This window comes from Natronococcus sp. (assembly GCF_047921035.1).
GTDB lineage: Archaea > Halobacteriota > Halobacteria > Halobacteriales > Natrialbaceae > Natronococcus.
On sequence record NZ_JBLRWX010000070.1, the window covers coordinates 1 to 19,786 of the forward strand.

Annotated in this window: 21 protein-coding genes and 2 pseudogenes; 14 read left to right on the plus strand and 9 right to left on the minus strand. The window is 66.5% G+C overall.

Features of this window, described 5'->3' with window-relative positions; genetic code table 11:
- Nucleotides 1-86: 86 nt before the first annotated feature.
- The 4 genes from ACNA7R_RS13850 to ACNA7R_RS13865 form a co-directional block, all read right to left on the minus strand.
- Complete coding sequence (locus ACNA7R_RS13850) at nt 87-998, minus strand: ArsR/SmtB family transcription factor (protein ID WP_416284147.1); 912 nt, start codon at nt 996-998, stop codon at nt 87-89.
- A gap of 106 nt (nt 999-1,104) precedes the next feature.
- Complete coding sequence (locus ACNA7R_RS13855; protein WP_416284148.1) at nt 1,105-1,515, minus strand: hypothetical protein; 411 nt, start codon at nt 1,513-1,515, stop codon at nt 1,105-1,107.
- 61 nt (nt 1,516-1,576) lie between these two features.
- Entirely contained in the window at nt 1,577-1,798 is a 222-nt protein-coding gene (locus ACNA7R_RS13860) for a hypothetical protein (RefSeq protein WP_416284149.1), read from the minus strand.
- A 144-nt stretch (nt 1,799-1,942) separates the two neighbouring features.
- Nucleotides 1,943-3,181, minus strand: coding sequence for an NAD(P)/FAD-dependent oxidoreductase (locus ACNA7R_RS13865; protein WP_416284150.1), 1,239 nt, complete (start codon nt 3,179-3,181; stop codon nt 1,943-1,945).
- 237 nt (nt 3,182-3,418) lie between these two features.
- Between ACNA7R_RS13865 and ACNA7R_RS13870 the strand changes: the two genes are divergently transcribed.
- The 5 genes from ACNA7R_RS13870 to ACNA7R_RS13890 all read left to right on the plus strand — a co-directional run bounded on the left by ACNA7R_RS13870 (nt 3,419) and on the right by ACNA7R_RS13890 (nt 7,372).
- Nucleotides 3,419-4,015: a DUF6149 family protein gene (locus ACNA7R_RS13870; protein WP_416284151.1), complete on the plus strand. Its 597-nt coding sequence runs from the start codon at nt 3,419-3,421 to the stop codon at nt 4,013-4,015.
- 311 nt (nt 4,016-4,326) lie between these two features.
- Nucleotides 4,327-4,632 (plus strand): HalOD1 output domain-containing protein, encoded by a 306-nt coding sequence (locus tag ACNA7R_RS13875; RefSeq protein WP_416284152.1) that lies wholly within the window; start codon nt 4,327-4,329, stop codon nt 4,630-4,632.
- Nucleotides 4,633-4,710: 78 nt separating this feature from the next.
- The gene (locus tag ACNA7R_RS13880; RefSeq protein WP_416284153.1) at nt 4,711-5,979 is read left to right on the plus strand and encodes an MFS transporter; all 1,269 of its coding nucleotides are present in this window, start codon (nt 4,711-4,713) and stop codon (nt 5,977-5,979) included.
- A gap of 147 nt (nt 5,980-6,126) precedes the next feature.
- On the plus strand, nt 6,127-7,011 hold the full coding sequence (locus tag ACNA7R_RS13885; RefSeq protein ID WP_416284154.1) for a homoserine kinase: 885 nt from the start codon (nt 6,127-6,129) through the stop codon (nt 7,009-7,011).
- A 10-nt stretch (nt 7,012-7,021) separates the two neighbouring features.
- Nucleotides 7,022-7,372 (plus strand): hypothetical protein, encoded by a 351-nt coding sequence (locus tag ACNA7R_RS13890; protein ID WP_416284155.1) that lies wholly within the window; start codon nt 7,022-7,024, stop codon nt 7,370-7,372.
- A gap of 11 nt (nt 7,373-7,383) precedes the next feature.
- Here ACNA7R_RS13890 and ACNA7R_RS13895 read toward each other — a convergent pair whose 3' ends face one another.
- The 3 genes from ACNA7R_RS13895 to ACNA7R_RS13905 all read right to left on the minus strand — a co-directional run bounded on the left by ACNA7R_RS13895 (nt 7,384) and on the right by ACNA7R_RS13905 (nt 9,950).
- On the minus strand, nt 7,384-8,151 hold the full coding sequence (locus tag ACNA7R_RS13895; protein WP_416284156.1) for a hypothetical protein: 768 nt from the start codon (nt 8,149-8,151) through the stop codon (nt 7,384-7,386).
- 97 nt (nt 8,152-8,248) lie between these two features.
- Complete coding sequence (pdxS, locus tag ACNA7R_RS13900) at nt 8,249-9,157, minus strand: pyridoxal 5'-phosphate synthase lyase subunit PdxS (protein WP_416284157.1); 909 nt, start codon at nt 9,155-9,157, stop codon at nt 8,249-8,251.
- A 25-nt stretch (nt 9,158-9,182) separates the two neighbouring features.
- Nucleotides 9,183-9,950 (minus strand): acetoacetate decarboxylase family protein, encoded by a 768-nt coding sequence (locus ACNA7R_RS13905; RefSeq protein ID WP_416284158.1) that lies wholly within the window; start codon nt 9,948-9,950, stop codon nt 9,183-9,185.
- A gap of 103 nt (nt 9,951-10,053) precedes the next feature.
- Between ACNA7R_RS13905 and ACNA7R_RS13910 the strand changes: the two genes are divergently transcribed.
- Nucleotides 10,054-10,755, plus strand: a complete 702-nt coding sequence (locus ACNA7R_RS13910; protein ID WP_416284159.1) for a DUF1405 domain-containing protein — start codon at nt 10,054-10,056, stop codon at nt 10,753-10,755.
- Between the two features lie 14 nt (nt 10,756-10,769).
- On the opposite strand, the gene ACNA7R_RS13915 is transcribed toward ACNA7R_RS13910, so the two are convergent.
- Nucleotides 10,770-11,123 carry a hypothetical protein gene (locus ACNA7R_RS13915; RefSeq protein ID WP_416284160.1) on the minus strand — a complete coding sequence of 118 codons (354 nt, stop codon included), beginning with the start codon at nt 11,121-11,123 and terminating at the stop codon, nt 10,770-10,772.
- Between the two features lie 419 nt (nt 11,124-11,542).
- On the opposite strand from ACNA7R_RS13915, the gene ACNA7R_RS13920 reads away from it, so the two are divergent.
- The 4 genes and pseudogenes from ACNA7R_RS13920 to ACNA7R_RS13935 all read left to right on the plus strand — a co-directional run.
- A complete protein-coding gene (locus ACNA7R_RS13920) occupies nt 11,543-12,475 on the plus strand; it encodes an ABC transporter ATP-binding protein (RefSeq protein WP_416284161.1) in 933 nt (310 codons plus the stop codon).
- On the plus strand, nt 12,472-13,254 hold the full coding sequence (locus ACNA7R_RS13925; protein WP_416284162.1) for an ABC transporter permease subunit: 783 nt from the start codon (nt 12,472-12,474) through the stop codon (nt 13,252-13,254). The genes ACNA7R_RS13920 and ACNA7R_RS13925 overlap by 4 nt, the downstream gene beginning before the upstream one ends.
- Nucleotides 13,254-14,036 (plus strand): ABC transporter permease, encoded by a 783-nt coding sequence (locus ACNA7R_RS13930; RefSeq protein ID WP_416284163.1) that lies wholly within the window; start codon nt 13,254-13,256, stop codon nt 14,034-14,036. The genes ACNA7R_RS13925 and ACNA7R_RS13930 overlap by 1 nt, the downstream gene beginning before the upstream one ends.
- 86 nt (nt 14,037-14,122) lie before the next feature.
- A pseudogene (locus tag ACNA7R_RS13935) lies at nt 14,123-15,070 on the plus strand (hypothetical protein); the annotation flags it as partial.
- Here ACNA7R_RS13935 and ACNA7R_RS13940 read toward each other — a convergent pair.
- Nucleotides 15,044-15,652 (minus strand): annotated as a pseudogene (locus ACNA7R_RS13940) (alcohol dehydrogenase catalytic domain-containing protein); the annotation flags it as partial. The pseudogenes ACNA7R_RS13935 and ACNA7R_RS13940 sit on opposite strands and share 27 nt — an antisense overlap.
- Nucleotides 15,653-15,851: 199 nt before the next feature.
- Here ACNA7R_RS13940 and ACNA7R_RS13945 point away from each other — a divergent pair.
- From ACNA7R_RS13945 to ACNA7R_RS13960, 4 genes are all read left to right on the plus strand, one after another.
- Complete coding sequence (locus tag ACNA7R_RS13945) at nt 15,852-17,300, plus strand: ATPase domain-containing protein (protein ID WP_416284167.1); 1,449 nt, start codon at nt 15,852-15,854, stop codon at nt 17,298-17,300.
- A gap of 40 nt (nt 17,301-17,340) precedes the next feature.
- The gene (locus tag ACNA7R_RS13950) at nt 17,341-18,441 is read left to right on the plus strand and encodes a sensor histidine kinase (RefSeq protein WP_416284164.1); all 1,101 of its coding nucleotides are present in this window, start codon (nt 17,341-17,343) and stop codon (nt 18,439-18,441) included.
- Between the two features lie 105 nt (nt 18,442-18,546).
- Entirely contained in the window at nt 18,547-19,353 is an 807-nt protein-coding gene (locus tag ACNA7R_RS13955) for a succinylglutamate desuccinylase/aspartoacylase domain-containing protein (RefSeq protein ID WP_416284165.1), read from the plus strand.
- The gene (locus tag ACNA7R_RS13960) at nt 19,353-19,640 is read left to right on the plus strand and encodes a hypothetical protein (protein ID WP_416284166.1); all 288 of its coding nucleotides are present in this window, start codon (nt 19,353-19,355) and stop codon (nt 19,638-19,640) included. The genes ACNA7R_RS13955 and ACNA7R_RS13960 overlap by 1 nt, the downstream gene beginning before the upstream one ends.
- The last annotated feature ends 146 nt before the right edge of the window (nt 19,641-19,786 follow it).

Below are 19,786 nucleotides of genomic sequence, written 5' to 3' on the forward strand. Positions count from 1 at the left end.
GGCGTCGACCGGGATAAGTATTGTAGTTTTGATTACATATTGACAGCGCGACTACTCAAAATCAGTTGAGCAAACTGGGTCACACGTTACGCGTCGTCTGCGCCCGGCTGCGGAGCGGGCGTTACGGTTAGTGTGTCGTCGACCCGGAACCGGCGCGACTCGCCGTCGAGTGCGATCTCGACGGTCGCCGCGAGCGGATCGACGGTTTCGACCTCGGCCGTCACCGTCTTCGAGGCGATGTGTTCGAAAAACTCCCAGAGCGGACGTTCCAGGACGGAGTGCCCGTGGTCCCGGAAGAACCCGGCCGCGGCGGGGTGGAGCGCGGCGACCGCCTCGAGCGGGACGTGAATCGTGAGCCAGCACTCGCGACAGGTGCTCTCGAGCGTGTACAGCGTCCGGCCGTCGTGGCGGTGCGCTTCGGCGGTGGTGTCGATCGGCCCGTAACACTCCGGACAGACGCCGTCCCGGATCAGCGTAAACGATCCCCAGATCCGGGTCCCGACGCTGTCGACGATCTCCGGCGCCGATCGGTGTCGCGTCTGGCTTTCGGGAAGGAGGTCGGTGAGCACTCTCCTGTCACATCGCCCACAGCGAACGACGAACTGCTCCTCGTCGACCGTCGCGACGAGCGAGTCGGTCCCGCAGAAGACGCAGGTGCCCTCGACGTCGGTATCGTCGAAGCTGCCGGTATTCTCGTACAGTCCGGCGAGGACCGTTCGGACGATCCTGTCGCCGGCGTAGGTGAGCCGGTAGCCGCCGTCGGTCTCGGCGAGAAACGGACCCACGAGTCGGTCGAGGTGGTAGGAGAACTGCGACGTACTCGAGACGTCGACGGCGTCGTACAGCTCCGTAAACGACAGTCGGAGCCACTGCTCCTGTCGTTCCCGCTGGGCCTCCGCCAGCGCGAGGAGGATCTCGAGGCGGGTCCGGTTGCCGAGCGCGCCGATCGCGTCGACGACGTCCTCGTCGATTCGCGTCTCGTCGTCTCTCGAAGTCATCGGTCGGCGTTTCGGGTGGCCTTTTCGCCAAACTACGAGTCCCGCCTCGATTCCGGGACGGAACCGTTCGTCCCGTGCTCACAGCGGTCTCGGTCCCGCGGTCGAGTCAGGGCCAGTCGTCCCGGACCGGCTCGGCGTCCTCCTCGTCTTCTTCGACGTCGGTCGCGACGATCCAGTCGGCGGCGTCGGCCGCGTCCTCGACGGGCAGATACTCCCAGCCGACCTCCTTGGCGAGTTGCTCGTCGGCCTCGTCGTCGCCGATGAAGACGTACCGGTCGGTGTCGAACTGGTCTTTGACGGCCTCGAGGCTCTCCGCTTTCCCCCGAGGACCCGAAAAGAAGTCCTGCCGAATGCGGTTCTTGCGCGTGTAGTTCGTCACGACGTAGGTCGGTTTCTCCGAGACGACGCCGATATACTCGCTCCAGCCTCTGGCGTCCTCGAAGACGCTCTCGGGCGACGCGAGCGCTTTCAGCGCCTCGAGCTCGAACGCCAGGGTCATGTCGCTACCGCCGTTCATACGCTATCGAAACGGCGCACGGGGGAAAACGGCTTCGATACTTCCAACGAGTCAGGAACAGCTACGCCGCCTCGACCCGGTAGTACGCCGTCGCGACGACGACGGTGCCGGGTTCGAGGTCGGTACCAGTAGCGGTCAGCTGACGGCCACCCTCGAGCGCCGCGTAGAACAGCTCGAGAGTTCGGTCGTCGAGCTGGTCGATGTGTCGAACCGTCGCGTCCGGCGCGACGGAGTCGACGCGCCTGAGCGTGAGTGACCGCCCCGTACTGGTAGTAGTTGCCATGCGTAAGATTACCAAACCCATGCTATAACTTAAGTGTTGTTGCTGCAGGGATTGGATCAACCGAAGAAACGACGCTCGAGAGTGAGCGCTGGTGGCCGTCCGCGGCGGTTCGAATCGGCCGTTTCGGGGGAGGCGACCTGAGGGCTACTGTTCTTGTGGGGGTGCGAGGTCGTCGAGGTCGACGGTCTCCTCGAGCAGGACCTCCTTCTGGTCGGCGACGACGCGCTGTTCGCGCATCAGCTGTTTGAGCTTGCTCTGCGGGGCGAGGTCGCCGATGAGGACGCCGCCGACGACCTTGCCGTCCTTGAACGCGATCCGGCGCCACTCGGTGTCGCTGTACTTGCGCTCGGCGTGGTCGTCGCCCAGCGTCGGGTGGCCAAAGGAGAGGAACGGGAAGTCGAAGTGCGTGATCGAGTACGAGGAGACCCACTCGAACTCCTCGGCCTCGTCGTCGGCGGCCATGTTGACGCCGGCGATCCGACCCTGCTCCTTCGCGGAGCCCCAGGAGCCGTTCTGGGCCTGTTCACCGAGCAGGACGTCGTAAAACCGGGTGATGTCGCCGGCCGCGTACACGTCCTCGAGGTTCGTCTGCATGTACTGGTCGACGAGGATCCCGTTGTCCATCTCGAGGTCGACGTCGCCGAGATACTCGGTGTTGAACGTGAGGCCGATGGCGACGCCGGCGAAGTCACACTCGTAGCGGTCGCCGTTGGGGTCGACCGCCGCGACCACCTGCCCGTCGTCGTCGGTCTCGAAGTGGTCGACGCCGCTGTCGAACACCGGCTCGACGCCGACGTCGCGCATGCCCTCGTGCATGATCTCCGCACCCTTGCCCGAGAGCGCGTAGCGCCACCAGCGGTCGCCCCGCATCAGGTACTTGCCCTCGACGCCCTGGGCGCCACAGACCGCGGCGAAGTCGATTCCCAGGAGGCCGGCGCCGACGATGACGCCCTTCTCGGCCGCCTCGGCGCTCTCGCGGATCTTGCGGGCGTCCTGGAACGTCCAGAAGTGATGGATTCCCTCGGCGTCGCTGTCGTCGACGGGAAGCTGCGTGGGCGTGCCGCCGGTCGCGATCAGCAGCTTGTCGTACGGGATGTCGTCACCCTCGTGTGTGTGGACGACCTTCTCGTCGGTGTCGACGCCGGTAACGTGGGTGTTGAGCGAGAGCTCGATGTCGCGCTCCCCGTACCAGTCTTCCTCGTGGATCGAAATCGGTGCCTCGGGGAGTTTGCCCTTCGCGTGTTCCTTGATCAGGATCCGGTTGTACAGCGCCTCCCCCTCATCGGTGATGACGGTGATCGAAGACTCCGGGTCCTCTTCCCGAAGCGTCTCGGCAGCCGAGCTGCCCGAGATCCCGTCACCGATGATGACGTACTCGGTCATATCCTGTCCGTTCGTAATGCGGGTTAAAGGATATTGCTATCTCGTCTATTTTCTGCGCTCGACCGGACAGTCACAACAGTTGTCGACGAACGGGCCGTCGGACTCACGGAACGACAACTCTCCCACCCGAACCCGAGGTCGGATTGCCGATCGTGCAGAACCGAAGCCGACCGGCCGACCCGGAGAGCTACGTACGTATCCGAACCGCTCTTGGGGGCGGCGTCCGTACCCGCGGTCATGAAGATCCGTCAGAACGCCCAGCACTTCGCGTACCGTAAGGCCCTCGAGACCCCGGTCGTTCGGTCGGTTGCCAACTCCGGACTCGTCCGGCTGCACACGAAAATTTTCACGAAGAAGGCCGATCCCGCCCACGCCGAGGAGCGAACGGACCACCTCGACGACTTCTTCGACGCGACGATGGACACCTACCTGCGAGCACTCCAGGAGGGGTACTCGGAGGCCGAAGCCCGCGAGATCACTCACATCCAGGCGAACTTCGACTTCTACAACCACGGCTGGACGGAGATGATGGAGTTCCCCGTCGACGAACTCGGCGACCACTACGACCGCTACCGCGACTTCTTCGAGCGCTGGGACGTGACGATCGACGACCCGCTCGGCCAGTTCGCGCCCGTCGGCGGCGTCGCCGAGGCGCCCTCGACTCCCGAGAAGCTCGAGGAACCCGAACACCCCTACGCCGAGGGCGGGTTCGCCGACGACGTCTACGTCGAGACCGACGACGGCGACCTGATCGTCGGCGGGCAGGAAGAACCCGACGACGTCGACGTCTCGCAGGCGGTCGGCGTCGACGAGAATGCGGACGAACCGCGGTGACAGTAGGGAGCGTCGCTCGAGCGGTGGACTGATACGGTTTACTGTACGTCAGTACCGGCGCAACCGCGACCCGTGCGGCGATTGCGCCGGTCAATCGGTACGGCGATCCGTATGAGGCCGGCCTCGAGGCGATCCCTTTTCGGCTCGTCGAACGTTCGCGCCGAAATCCCCGGTTCCGTAAGACGGGCAATTCCCGTGCAGGGGCCGACCTGCAGTTTATTTTGTAGGACAAGTTTACGAAAACTGTCTGACAGGTATTTATTAGCTGTCCTCACATACAGATTCTCCGTCACGCGCGACGGACGAGAGCTATGACGTCACGAAACTTCACCCCAGGGGATGCGGGTTCAGCGCCGACGAACACGGTCGTCTTTCGCCACGACTGGACGACCCGGGAGAACCTCGTCGGGAAGGTCGTCGCGGCGGTGGCCGACGTCACCGGCCGCGACGAGGCGGAGGTCGAACGGCTCCACGACCGTCTCGATCCCGAGTCGCTCAACCGCCTGTTCGAGCGGCGTCGAACCGACCGCGACCCGAGGAGCGCACGGCTGGTCTTCCCGCTCGAGACCTGCACGATCACGGTGTACGGCTCCGGACTCGTCGTCGTCCAGGAGTAGCGCCGGGGGATCGGTCTCGAGCGGGATCGATTCCAAGCCGCTAAGTACGCGGCGCGACGCCGTTCGAGTACTGACTCGATGGCACTGAACGCAAACGATCGGTCGATCGCCGGCTTCACGATGGCCGGTCACGCGCTGGTTCACTGGTTCGAGACGGCGATTCCGATCTTCCTGGTCGTCTGGCTCGCGGAGTTCGACGTGAGCATCGCCCTGCTCGGACTGGTCGTCGCGCTCGGCTACGCCCCCTTCGGTATCGGGGCGCTGCCGGGCGGGATTCTGGCCGACCGGTACGGAACGAAACGGCTCATCGTACTCTGTCTCGCGGGGATGAGCCTCGCCTTCCTCGTGCTCGCGATGAGCACGTCGATCTACGCGATCGCCGTCGGCCTCCTGCTCTGGGGAATCGCCGCCAGCATCTACCACCCCGCCGGCCTCTCGCTGATCAGCACCGGCGTCGAGGAGCGCGGGACGGTGTTCGCCTGGCACGGGATCGCCGGCAACGCCGGCATCGCGCTCGGCCCGTTCGTCGCCGCGACGCTGCTGATCTTCCTCGACTGGCAGTACGTCGCCGCGGTCCTCGCTGCCCCCGGCCTCCTGGCGGTGCTGTACGGCCTGACCGCGGAGTTCGAGCCGACCGCCGCGGTCGAGGGCGACGTCGACGCGGGGGCCGACGAGGCGCTGTCGCTGTCGGATCTCGTCTCGAACTCGAAGGCACTGTTCGCGAGCGCGTTCGCTATCGTCTTCGTCATCGTCACCTTCGAGGGGCTGTACTACCGCGGGATGCTCACCTACCTCCCCGAGATCCTCCACGGAGTACCCGCGATGGATGGACTCGCGCTGCCCGCGGGGCTCGAGGGGATCGAGCCGGCCGACTACATCTACGTCGGCCTGCTCGTCGTCGGGATGGCCGGCCAGTACGCCGGTGGGAAGCTTACAGATCGGATTCCGCCCGCTCGCGGCCTGGCGGTCCTCTTCGCGATCTTCGCCGTCCTCGCGCTGGCCTTTATCCCCGTCACGACGATGGGACTGTGGGCGATCATCGCGCTCTGTGGCGTCTTCGGCTTCTTCCTGTTCGCGATCCAGCCGTTCTACCAGAACGCGGTCGCGGTCTACACGCCAGCCGACAGTCGCGGGCTCTCCTACGGCTACACTTACCTGGGCGAGTTCGGCCTCGGCGCGGCGAGCATCGCGCTCGGCGGGTTCGTCCTCGACGTCTCGCTGGGCTGGTTCTTCGTGATGATCGCCGCGTTCGCGCTCGCGGGAATGCTGCTCTCGGCCGCGCTGGTCGCCGGCTTCGACTGGTTCGCCGACTCCGGACCCGCGGCCGAGTCGGCGACCGACGACTGATACGGTTTACTGTAAGTCATTACCGGCGCAACCGCGACCCGTGTGGCGGTTGCGCCGGTAAATCGTTACAGCAATCCGTATGACGCCGTCCCGTCGATTCTCTCGTCGTTCGCTACCTTTTTGGCCGCTCTCTGGAAAGCACCCGGCATGCTCACCGTGCGGGCTCCGGCGACCAGTGCGAACCTCGGGAGCGGCTTCGACGTCTTCGGCGTCGCCCTCGGAGCGCCCGCCGACGTGATCCGGGTCGAACGCGCCCCGGAGACGTCGATTTCGATCACCGGCGCCGGAAGCGACTACATTCCGACCGATCCGGAGAAGAACACCGTCGGCGCGGTCGCCGAGGCCCTCGACGCTCCGGCGACGATCCGGATCGACAAGGGCGTCCGTCCCTCCTCGGGACTCGGCTCCTCGGCGGCCAGCGCGGCGGGGGCCGCGGTCGCGCTCAACGCCCTCTACGACCGCGGGCTCTCGCGGGAGGAACTCGTCCCGGTCGCCGCCGAGGGCGAGGCCCTGGTCTCGGGCGAGGCCCACCCCGACAACGTCGCCCCCTCGCTGCTGGGCGGTTTCACGATCGCCACCGACGACGGCGTCACCCAGGTCGACGCCTCGCTCCCCGTCGTCGCCTGCCTCCCCGAGACGAGCGTCTCCACGCGGGACGCCCGCGACGTCGTCCCGAAGACGGCCGCCCTCGAGGACGTCGTCGACACCGTCGGCCACGCGGCCACGCTCGCCGTCGGGATGACCCGGGACGACCCCGAACTCGTCGGGCAGGGACTGAACGACGCCATCGTCACGCCCGAGCGCAGCGCCCTCATCGACGGCTACGAGGCGGTCCGCGAGGCCGCCCTCGAGACGGGCGCGACCGGCGTCACGGTAAGCGGTGCCGGCCCGGGCGTGCTCGCGGTCTGTTACGCCTCCGACCGGCGGGCCATCGCGGGTGCGATGATGGACGCCTTCGACGCCGAAGGGATCGAGAGCCGAGCCTACCAGACGACGATCGGCGAGGGGGCGCGGCTCTACCCGGACGGCTGACCGTGGATCGATGGGCGCACGAACCGACGCGGCGCTCTCGCTCGTCGCACTCGTCGTCTTCCTCGCGTTCGCGGCTCTCGTCGACGCGTCGCTCTCTCCGCTCTTTCTGGTAGTCGGCGGTCTCGGAACGATCCTGTTCGAACTGCTCGCGAGCCGGAGGTACGACCTCGTCCGCCGTTACTGGGAGCGACGAGACGTCCAGGTCGTCTCGCTCGCCGCCGCGATCGGAATCGCCGCCGTCGGCGCTCGAGTCGCGCCGGAGCCGGTGCTGTCGCTGTGTTGTGGCGCGCTGGTGACCTACCTCGCGTTTCTCGGGCTCGTCCGGGTCGGTGTCGTCCCGCCGCCGCGGACGTGGTGGTAGCGCCGGATCGCTCAGTCGCGTCGGGCGCTCCGCCAGCGACGGCCGTACACGCGCGGGAACGCCTCGACCTTCGCGTGGCGAACGTCGGTCGGCACCGTCGAGACCCGCGTGGAGACGCTCGCCGGGAGCGGGCCGACGGGCATCGAGGACACCGCCGTCGGGTTGTTGGACGTCGGTCGTCGCCCCTCGTAGCCGGAGCCGCGCTGGTGTGACTCGTACAGCTCCTCGAACGTCGAGTGGGCGTCGATCACCGCCTCCCTGGCCGGCTCGAGTCGCTCCCTGACCTCCTGCTGGAACGCCGCGTTCGTCGCCTCCCCCTTCACTTCCTCGGTGAACTCCTCGAGTTCCTCGGCCGTCTCCGAGTCGTCGTCCGACTCGAACGCGTCGGGGCCGAGGACGTCCTCGAGTTCGGCCCTGAGTTCCTCGGACTCCCGTCCGAAGTCGACGAGGTCGACGGTGTTCCAGAGCTCCCGCAATTCGATCGCGCGTCGGAGGGCGTCGAGATCGAGCGCCAGCTTCGGATCCCGGTCCCTGACCGCGTCCGGTAGCCGCTCGAGGTCGAGAACGTCGGGCAGCGCTGCCCCGTCGACGGCGTCGGGCAGTCGCTCGAGGTCGACCGTCTCGATGACGTCCTCGAACTCCGTGACCACGTCCCACAGCTCGGCCGCCGTCGTCGCCAGCGTCTCGTCGGTCGCGTCCTCGGCGACGCTCCGGAGCAGTTCCTCGAGGGCATTCGCGAGGCGATCGAACAGCTGCTCGAGCGGTGTCGGCTGGCTCATAGGATCGGTATGTCCGGCACCGAGAAAACGAAGCTGCTTACCGATTCGTACGGCCCGAAATCGGCAGTATTCGAGAACGCTCTTGTGGACCGACCGATCAGACGCCCCGTCCCTGCAGCTTCTCCTCCTCGGCGAGGTCCGCGTTGGAGTCGCCTTTCATCCCCTTGCCGAGGTTCGAGGCGATGTCGGCGAGGCGGTCGGGGTCGTCCCAGTTGTTGACCGCTTCGACGATCGCCTCGCCCATCGCCGCGGGGTTCTCGGCGCCGAAGATCCCGCTGCCGACGAAGATGCCGTCGCACTCGTGGTGCATCATGAGCGCTGCGTCCGCGGGGGTCGCGATCCCGCCCGCGGCGAAGTTCACTACTGGAAGGCGCCCCATCTCGGCGGTCTCGTGGACCAGTTCCGCGGGCGCCTCGATCTCGCGGGCGTAGGCCTCGCGTTCCTCGTGTTTCATGCCCTCGAGTTCGCGGATCGCCCCCTTGATCGTCCGCTGGTGGTGAACCGCCTGGTTGACGTCGCCCGTCCCCGCCTCGCCCTTGGTGCGGATCATCGCCGCGCCCTCGCCGATTCGGCGCAGGGCCTCGCCGAGGTCCCGCGCGCCACAGACGAACGGCGCGGTGAAGTCGCGCTTGTCGATGTGGTAGGCGTCGTCGGCCGGGGTCAGCACCTCGGACTCGTCGATCATGTCGACGCCGACGGCCTCGAGGATCTGGGCCTCCTTCGTGTGGCCGATCCGGGCCTTGCCCATCACCGGGATCGACACCTCGTCGACGATCTCCGCGACGTCGGCGGGGTCGGCCATCCGGGCGACACCGCCGCGCTTTCTGATGTCCGCCGGGACGGCCTCGAGGGCCATCACGGCAACCGCACCGGCATCCTCGGCGATTCGGGCCTGTTCCTTGTCGACAACGTCCATGATGACGCCGCCCTTCTGCATCTGTGCGAAGCCGCGTTTCACGAGATCCGTCCCTCGTCGAAGCTCCTCGAGATCGGTACTCTCTGGCATATCGCGGCGTTAGGATCGGGCCCACTTACGCGTGTCCTTTGACAGCGGTCCCCGTCGCTATCGGCTCCCCCTCGAACAGTCGTGCCCGAACCCGAGCGCCGTACAGCCGAACCAGCGGTCGTCGCCACAGCCCGAGTTCCGACGCCGGTTCCGGCGCGACCTCGAGGCGGGTTCCGATCGGCGGCCCGACCGATACTTCGCCCCGGAGCTGCATCCGCGCCCGGACTAGCTCGCCGTCGCGACGGGTAAAACTCGAGAGTTCCACGCCGCGAAGCGACAGCCCGGCTCGGGGACGGGAGACCTCGAGTCGAATCGCGTCCCCGTTTTTGTCGGGGTCGTCGACGACGGCCCGGAGCTCTCGCGGTCCGTCCGTGACGGTGATCGGCGCGCGTTCCTTCGGGTATCCCCAGAGTTCCTGCCCGAGCGCGACCGACGCGTCGGTCGTCACGGGCAGCCAGTGGACGTATCCGCCGAGTTCGCTGTCGAGCAGTTGCGCGAGCGGACGGCTCGTCGAACTCCCGTGGACCGCAGGGACGATCACCGCGAACTCGTCGTAGGGCTCGAGGCCGGGGGCGCGGCCGACCCGGTGGTACTGAACCCCGACGAGCGCGACGCAGCCGACGCCGGGAGCGATCGACAGCGGTGAGAGCCCGTTCGGAAGGACTCCCTCGAGGGCCGTTCGACGGGCCGGAACGACGACTCCGCCGAGCGTACACGCAAGCTCGAGGGGAAGCGACACCGTCTGTCCGGTCGAGAGTTCCCGTCGTCCTCGGTCGTCGCCGCGTGAAGCCATACGGGACGGAACGACGACGAGGATGATAGCGCTGTGGGCGGACGCCGACGGGCCGCAACCGCTACCGTTTTGCGGGCTCCGTTCGTCGCGCCGGATACGAACGATGACCGCGTCGCCCGGCCTCCCCGATCGTGATCCGTTGCCGAGTTATCTCGCCCCCGTCCCGAAAGCGATCGAAGACCTCGGGCTGCGGTTCGCGTGGCTGATCGTCGCGATCAACCTCGCGGGCACCGCCTTCGGCTTCTGGTACTACTCGGCGCAGTTCGCCGCGACGCCGACGGTGATGTGGCCCTGGGTGCCCGACAGCCCGCTGGCGACGCTGTTTATCGCGCTGGCGATCGCCGCCTGGAAGCTCGGCCACGAGCTGCCCTGGCTGACCGCGCTGGCCTTCTTCGGAAACATCGTGCTCGGCCTGTGGACCCCGTACACGCTGCTGGTGTTCTACGAGACCTACGCCGCCCAGACCCACCCGCTGATGTACCAGTTCCTCTTCTGGAGCCACCTCGCGATGGTCGTCCAGGCGTTCGTCCTCCACCGGATCACCGACTTTCCGGTCTGGGGGGTCGCCGTCGCGCTCGCGTGGTACGGGTTCAACCTGATCGTCGACTACTTCGTCCCGATCGTCGGCGAGCCACACCACACGTCGATCCCCGTCCCTCGAGACGAACCGATGTTCCTCGCGGCCGACGCCCTGGGCCTCGTCGCGGCCGGCGAGACGACGTTCGTGCTGCTGGCGCTCTTCCTCGCGCTCGCGACGCGCGTCAAAAAGTGCGAGGCGGCCCGAAGCCGGGCCGTCGACCGCTGACTCGCAGCCCGGTGCTACCGGCTCTCCGCTGCCGCGAGTTCGAGGTACGGCTCGAGCGCTCGCGCCGCCGGGCGCCGTTCGACCGTTCCGGCGTCCCGGTCGTACCGGAGGACGCCCGCGCCGGCCAGCCGACACAGGTGATTGTGGTGGAACTCGAGGGCGAGTTCCTCGAGTCGCTGCCGCGCCGACATCCCTTGCAGCCGCGCGACGCCGTCGACGAACTCCTCGAACGGGATCGGTCCGTCGCGTCCGGAGAGGTATCGCAGCGCGTACCGACGCTGTTCGTCGAGGAGCAGTTCGAAGGCGGTGTTCGGCGAGAGTTCCGAGGGAGTGGCGGCCGGGCTTTCGCGTGTGAGTTCTGTAGTCATGCGTGTGCTCCGTACTCGGCTTACGCGGCGGTGATCGACGGTTCGACTCCGGGCGACTTCAGCAGAGCACGGCGGACGATTGCCCGGTTATCGACATAAACTTTCTCTTGCCCGGTACTCGTACACGGATACCGCCAGGTTCGTCCGCTCTTGAACCGATATCGGCAGTCGCTTGCGAAGTGAGGAATCACTCGCCGAGAGGGAACCGGCAGTACTGCCCGTCCGCTCTCGGATGCCGTCGTCTCGGGTCGTCGCCCGCCCCCGTCGATTGCGAGTTCGAAAGAGATCCGTCTCGAACACAGTCGTCCCGTCCGGACAGTATCCGGCGGTACGAACACGGTTTATTCCGACAGGGAGTGTCGAGTATCGCGTCGTGACCGTAGCGGTTGGCGACGAGTTTTCGAAACAGGTGGTGACTCATGCGAACCCAGGCCGACGCGATCGAACCCGAATCGAGCCGCGACGAGCCCACGATCAGACTGGACGGGCTGACCAAACGCTACGGCGATGTCGCCGCCAACGACGGGATCAGCTTCGACGTCGAACCGGGAGAGATCTTCGGCTACCTCGGACCGAACGGCGCGGGCAAGACCACGACCATCCGACTGCTGCTCGGCCTCATCAGACCGACGACGGGGACCGCGGAAGTGCTGGGTGCCGATATTCGGAACCGGCGGGCGCTCACCGAGGTCAGAGCCGACGTCGGCTACCTGCCGGACACGCTCGGCTTCGAGGAGCGGCTGACGGGCCGCCAGGCCCTCGAGTACTTCGCCCGGATGCGCGGCGACGAGCGCCGTGAGGAGTTACTGGAGCTGTTTCGGCCGCCCCTCGAGAAACCGATCGAGACCTACTCGGCGGGAAACCGGCGGATGCTCGGCATCGTCCAGGCGTTCATGCACGATCCGGACCTCGTGATCCTGGACGAGCCGACGTCCGGGCTGGACCCCCTCAAGCAGGATCGGATGCACGCCTTCCTCGAGGCCGAGCGCGACGCCGGGAAGACCGTCTTTTTTTCGTCGCACGTCCTGAGCGAGGTCCAGCGGGTCTGCGACCGCGTCGGGATCATCAGGGACGGCGAACTGGTTGCCCTCGAGGACGTCGACGACCTGCTCGAGCGGGGCGGGAAACGCGTTCGGGTGCAGCTGGCGGGGCCGATCGACGAGGGGCGGTTCGTCACGGGGGAGATGATCGACGTCGAGGCCGTCGACGCCACGGTTCGGTTCACCTACACCGGCGAGCCCGCCGCGTTGCTGGATCACCTCGTCCGGTACGACGTCGCGGACGTCGACATCGGCGATCCGCAGCTCGACGAGATCTTCAAACACTACTATGGGGACGCAGAGGGGAGATGACGGCGATTCTCCGTCTCGAGTCCAGACGCCTGCTACGCGGAACGCTCACGCTGACGGGGCTGCTCGTCCTGCTCTCGGCGTTTTTCCTCCTCGTCTTTCCGAGCATCCAGGCGGAGGCAGCCGTGATCGAGGCGGTGTACCCGGCGTATATGCTCGAGCTGCTGGGGATCGTCGAACTCCACACGATCGAGGGGTTCGTCGGCGGCTACGTCTTCCCGTTCGTCTGGATCCTGCTGGCCGGGATCTACTTCGCCTACGTCAGCGCGGGGACGATCTCGCGGGACGTCCGCACGCGCCGGCTGGATCTCACCCTCTCGGGTCCGGTCTCCCGCGAGTCGGTCGTCCTGCAGAAGATCGGTGCCCTGTGGGTGCCCCTGGTCGCGCTGAACGTCGGCGTGCTGGCCGCGTTGCTCGTCGGCGGGACCCTTCTGGGCGAGTCGATCGACCCCGTCCCGCTCGCGATGGTCCACCTGCTCGGAATCCCCTACCTGCTGGTCTGTGCCGGGATCGGCCTCGTCTGCTCGGTCGTCCTCGACCGCGTCGAGACGGCACAGGTCACCGCGCTGGTGCTGGTGTTCGTCCTGTGGCTGGTCGACGGCCTCTCGCAGATGAACCCCGACTTCGAGTGGGTCGGCGACCTCACGCCGAGTCGCTACTACGACCCGTCGGCGATCCTCGTCTACGAGGAGTACGCCCTCGGCGACGCCGGAATCCTGCTGGCGGCGTTTCTCGTCCTGCTCGGCGTCGCCGTCGTGCGCTTCGTCCGGAGGGATATCTGATGACGGCGGTGCTCCGCCTCGAGTCCCGAAAGCGAGTTCGGGGGTCGGTCGTGCTGGTCGTCGTCTTCGCCCTGCTGTCGGCGCTGTACTTCTCGATGTTTCCCGGCGTACAGGCGGAGATGGACGCCCTCGAGCAAGCGTTCCCGGAGTATATGTTCGACATGTTCGGCATCGAGGAACTGCACACGATCGAGGGGTTCATCGCCGCCGAGATCTACTCCTTCTTCTGGGTACTGCTCGTCGCCGCCTACTTCGCGTACGTCGGGGCCGGGCTGATCGCGAGCGACGTCCAGGACCGGACGATGGACCTCACGCTGTCGAACCCGATCTCCCGGGTGTCGGTCGTGCTCCAGAAGATCGGCGCGCTGTGGGTGCCCCTGGTCGCGCTGAACGTCGGCGTCCCGATCATCGTCTCCGTCGGCGCGCTCGTCATCGGCGAGTCGTTCGACCCGGTCGCCCTCGCGATGGTCCACCTGCTCTCGATCCCGTACCTGCTGGTCTGTGCCGGGATCGGGCTCCTGCTGTCGGTGGTCGTCGACCACGTCCGAATCGCCAGAGCAGCGGCTCTGACGCTGGTGTTCGTCCTGTGGCTCGTCGACGGCGTCTCGAGCGTCGACCCCGACTACGAGTGGATCGGCGCCGTCGCGCCGAGTCGCTACTACGACGAGACGGCGATCCTCGTCCGCGAGGAGTACGCCCTCGGCGACGCCGGGATCCTGCTGGCGGCGTTTCTCGTCCTGCTGGGCGCCGCCGTCCTGCGCTTCGTCCGGCGGGATATCTGAGGCGAGACCGTCCGCTCGAGCGAACGATCTGCTCGGACGAGACGAGGACCTGCCCTATATCGAACTGGCCGGCGTGGGGCTCCCGCATGACTCCCAACCGACGGGACGTGCTGAAGCTCGCGGGAACGACGGTAGCGGTCGCGACGGTCGGACCGACGGGTACAGCCACGGTTGCCGGACAGGAGATCGACGACGAGCTTCCGGCCTACAGCCGGTGGCTCGCGGCCGAAGACGACGGACTCGAGTTCGCTTACATCGACTGGGCGTCCCTCGAGGAGTTCGTGGCGGACGAGTTTGAGGAAGCGGCGCCCGACGAGGAGGTCCCGCCGGAGTACGAGGCCGATCCGATGATCGCGCCCGTCTCGGAGGGAGCACTCTCGACGTACTTTTTCGTCGCGCTCGACCTCGCCCAGTACCGGCTCGGCAGGCTCCTCGACGACGACGAGGCGTTCGACTCGAGCGTCGAGGAACTGCTCCGGACCCCCGAGGCGTTCGTCGCGCTCGGGGCGATCGACCCCGCGGAGATCGACGCCCGGGTCACGGCCGAGCCGGAGGCCGAGTTCATCAGACAGCTCGAGCGAACCGACGAGATCGGCGCGTACGACGTTTATACTCCCGTCGGGGGCGACGACGCGGCAATCGCCGTCGGCGACGACGCCCTGGTGGTCGCCTCCGAGGCCGACGACCCGATCGGGACCCTCGAGACGGTCGTCGGCGCCGCCGAGGGCGACCTCGAGCGGGCGACCGACGGGAGCGAGGCGTTCGCGTGGGCCCTCTCGAGTGCGGGCGAGGCCGACGCCGTCGTCGGCCAGTACGGGACGGAAGCGGGAGACGAGGGGCTCGTCGATTTCGACTACGAGGAACTCGAGGACAGTGAGGCGATCGTCTCCGCACTCACCGTCGAGGACGCCGAAACGTCGACCGGCGAGTTCGCGGCGGTTATCGACGACCCCGACGAGGCCGCGCTCGAGGAGTTGCTGGGGGCGTCAGGCGAGTCGCAGTCGGTCGACGTCGACGGCGATCGGGTGTGCGCCGAGCGCGCTCGCGATGTGGATCGCCGAGAGGCCGACGCCGCCGCAGCCGTGGACGGCGACCCTGTCGCCCGGCCGCAGGTCGGCGCGGTCGGCCAGCGCGTGGTAGGCGGTCATGAACCGACAGCCGAGTCCGGCCATCTCGGCGAACTCGACGGCCTCGGGGAGTTTCACGCAGTTGAAATCCGCCTCGCGGACCGGAAACGCCTCGGCGAACGCCCCGGGGGCGATGCTCGTAAACCCCAGCGGCACGACCGTCTCACAGACGTTCGCCCGCCCGGTTCTGCAGTGCCGACAGCTTCCGTCGCCGAGGTGGAAGGGGACGGTAACGCGGTCGCCCTCCGCGAGGGTCTCGACGTCCTCGCCGACGGCCGTCACGACCCCGGCGGGCTCGTGACCCAGGATCTGTCCCGGCTGGGCCTGCGCGCCGACCCACCCCCAGTCGCCCTGCCAGGCGTGCCAGTCGCTCCGACAGACCCCACAGGCTTCGGTTTCGACGACGACCTGATCGGGTTCGGGCTCCGGGTAGTCGACGGACTGGATCTCGAGCGGTTCGCCGTACTCCGCGAGCACTGCAGCTCTCATGTGCCGAGGGTACACACACCACGTACTAAACTGTGTGCGACCTGACTCGAGCGGGGCTTCGTACCGTCCCCCTTCGTTTCGCCCACGTTCGGGATCGAGTCGGTCGGGGTGACAGTCATCCAGATTTCCCTGCTAGGAATCAATTGATTAATACCTCCCAATTTCGTTTGATATGGGTGTGGCATCCGATATTACCCTGATGAACAGCGGGATCAACGGCCTGGACGAGATCCTTCACGGAGGGCTCGCGAAGGGGCGGATGTATCTCGTTCATGGCCAACCCGGCACCGGGAAGACGCTGCTCGGCATGCACTTCCTGGAGGAGGGGTTACAGAACGACGAGACGGTACTGTTCATCCACGGAGAGGAGTCCAGACAGGAGATTCTGGCCAACGGCGATGCGGTCAACATCGATATCAGCGACGCCGAATTTCTCGATCTCGGGCCGGAGTCCGATTTCTTCACCGACGACGACTCGTACGACTTAGTCGAGCCGAGCGACATCGAGCGCGACCGCTACACCAAGCGAATCCACGAGGCGATCAGGGAGATCAACCCCTCTCGAGTCGTCCTCGACCCGATCTCGCAGCTCAGGTACGTCGAGGCCAACGAGTACCAGTTCCGCAAGCGGATCCTCTCCTTTATGCGGTTTCTCAAGCAACACGAGATCACCGTCCTCGTCACGGCGACGCTGCACTCCAAACCCGAGTACGACACCGAGTTGCGCTCGCTCAGTGACGGGATCATCAAGCTCACCCGCGGCAAGGAGGGGCGGCGCGTCGAGGCGACGAAGCACCGCGCGTTCGGTCAGGTGGGTGGCGATCACGGGATGGAGATCCGGGAGAACGGACTCGAGATCTTCCCGCGGCTCATTCCCGAGTCCCACGAGCACACGTTCAAGCCCAAACGGATCCACTCGGGGATCGACGAACTCGACGAGCTGCTCGGCGGCGGGTTCGACCAGCGCACCGTCACGTTCATCAGCGGACCGACGGGTGCCGGCAAGACCTCGACGGGAACGCAGCTGCTGACGCAGGCGGCCAGGGACGGGCTCAACTCCGCGATCTACCTGTTCGAGGAGAACATGGAGACGTTCACCCACCGTTCGGAGTCGATCGGCATCCCCGTCACGGAACTCCGGGAGGAAGGAACCCTCTCGGTGAACGAGATCGAGCCGCTCGCGCTCTCGAGCGAGGAGTTCGCCCACATGGTCATCGAGCAGGTCGAGGAGGAGGGAACGGATATCGTGATGATCGACGGGATCGACGGCTACACGATCTCGATCCAGGGATCGCAGTCCGAACTCGTCCGGGAACTCCACGCGCTGGCGCGCTATCTGAAGAACAAGGGCGTCACGGTACTGATCACGAACGAGATCTCCGAGATCACCGGCATCTCGGAGGCGACGGACAACCAGCTCAGCTACATCGCGGACAACATCGCGTTCGTCAGCTACGTCGAGATGGACGGGAGCCTCCGGAAGGTCACCGGCGTGCTCAAGAAACGAACCGGCAACTTCGAGAAGACGCTCCGAGAGTTCGAGATCACCAGCGACGGCATCCGCGTCGGCGAGCCACTGACCGGGCTTCACGGTATCTTGCAGGGCTCGCCGATGGGACGAGCGACCGATCCCGTACAGAACGAATGATCACGCCACACCGCAGTACGACGAGATCCCGATCCCGCGCATGAGCAGGAACGATCAGCGCAACACGATCCAACTGCTCATCAACGAGGAGGGGAATCGCGCTGCGGTTCGGGAGCTGCTCACCGACCACTACGAGGTCGAAACCGAGCCGTCGCTCGTCGAGGCCGACCTCTATCTCGTCGACGACTACTCCTTTCACGACTACCACGACGCGCTCCGCAAGCGCGTCACCGAGAGCGACCCGGTGTTCTGTCCCGTCGTCCTCGTTCGCCGTGACGACGACCGCCACAGGGTCACGTTACCGAATCCGGACGAACGCGATCCGCCGCTGCTCGTCGACGACATCGTCGAGGCGCCGCTCGATCGGACGCTGCTCTTCCGGCGGCTGAACACGTTGCTCGTCCGACGCAATCAGTCCCAGGAGCTGATGCACTACATCTCGAAGCTCGAGGAGTCGAACCGTTCGCTCGAGCAGTTCGCCTACGCCGCCAGCCACGACCTCCAGGAGCCGTTGCGGATGGTCTCGAGCTACCTGCAACTGATCGACCAGCGCTACGAGGACGAACTCGACGAGGAGGGCCAGGAATTCCTCGGCTACGCCATCGACGGCGCGGATCGAATGCGGGATATGATCGAGGGGCTGCTCGAGTACTCCCGCGTCGACACCCGCGGCAGTCCGCTCGAGCCGACGGATCTCGAGGCGGTCCTCGACGAGGCGCTCGCGGATCTCAGGATGAAGATCGACGAGCACGACGCCGAAATCGAGGCGGAGCCGCTCCCGACCGTCCTGGGCGACGACGACCAGCTCCGACAGGTGTTCCAGAACCTGTTGAACAACGCCATCGAGTACAGCGGCGACGAGCCGCCCCAAATACAGGTTAGCGCACAGCGACAGGGACGGAAGTGGCGGATTTCCGTCTCCGACGACGGCGTCGGGATCGATCCCGAGGATCAGGACCGGATCTTCGAGCTGTTCCAGCGACTGCACAGCCACGAGGAGCACGCGGGAAGCGGGATCGGACTCGCCCTCTGTAAACGGATCGTCGAACGCCACGACGGGCGAATCTGGGTCGACTCCGCCTCGAGTTCGGGCGCGACGTTTTCGTTTACGCTGCCGACGGTCGACTCCCGACGGAACTGATCGCCGCGCCGTCCGGTTCGAACGGTGCGGTGAACGCGACGACGGTTTCACTACCAGGTCCGAAGATAGGAAGGCGCTTTAGGGTGGATCCACTTTCGCTAGACGATGAGGCGACGTCGCATCCTGGCCGCCGGCGGAGTGCTCGTCGGAGCGGCCGTCGCTGGCGCGGCGAGCCGACCGACCGACGGAAGGGAGCTGGTAGCGAGCGCCCGGGACTCGAGCGACGAGGACGCGCTCGAGACGACCACCGAAGTGCTGCTGTCCGGGACGGTCCACGAGACGACGCTGTACGAGACCGACGCGCCGGCGGACGGGCCGACGGCGATGATCTTCGGCGGCGTTCACGGCGACGAGTACAACGGAATCGACGTCGCACGCGAGGTGATCGACTGGGCTCCCGACGCCGGGACGCTCGTCACCGTTCCCGAAACCGACCGCGTCGCGGTCGAAAACGACGAGCGGGAGGGAGTCGACGGCGATCTGAACCGCCACTTCCCGGCCGAGGAGGGACCGGCGAGCGAGCTCGCCGTCGGCATCTGGGACGCCGTCGAACGCCACGACCCCGACGTCGTCCTGGATCTCCACCGCTCGCTCGGAATCTACGGCGTCCACCAGCAGTACGTCGGCCAGGCGCTGTTTTACTCGCCCGGTGCCGACGGGGAGGCCATCGCCGCGACGCTCAATGACGCGGCCGTCCCGTGGTATCTCCCGATGCACCGGTTCATCGCCCACGAGAGCCACCTCTCCGGACCGCTCCTGTTCCACGAGACGGCGCGGGAACTCGGCGCCGCGTCGTATCTCTTCGAGACGACCAGCTTTCTCCTCGACGGCGAGGCGAGAAACGAGATGACGCGAATCGCAACCGCAGCGGTGCTCGAACGACACGGCCTGCTCGAGACGGAGGGTCGATGATGGCGCCGTCGCTCCGGCGGGTCCTGACCGCACCCGCAACGATCGCAACCTACCTCCTGTTGGTCGTCCCGCTGGCGCTGGGGTGGCTCAGAACGTCGCTGCTGTCGCCGCTCGCGCTGCCGGGGTATCTGATCTACACGATCGGGTCGGCGATCGGCAATCTCATCGCGCCGCGACTCGATCTCTGGGTCTACTGGATTCCGTTCCTGGCGGGCTGTTACGGCATCGCCGTGACGACCGGCTACGTCTACGAGTCCGTAATCGACCGGCTCGAGGAGTCCCGATAGCGTGGTTCCCGTCGCGGCGGCTTCGATTTCGGTCGAACCGCCCGGACGGAGTCGTTCTCCGCATGCGAACTGCTAGCAAGGCTTATAGTGGGAGAACCCATAGCCACGCGTACACACCGATATGCCATCCAGGTCCCGACCGCACC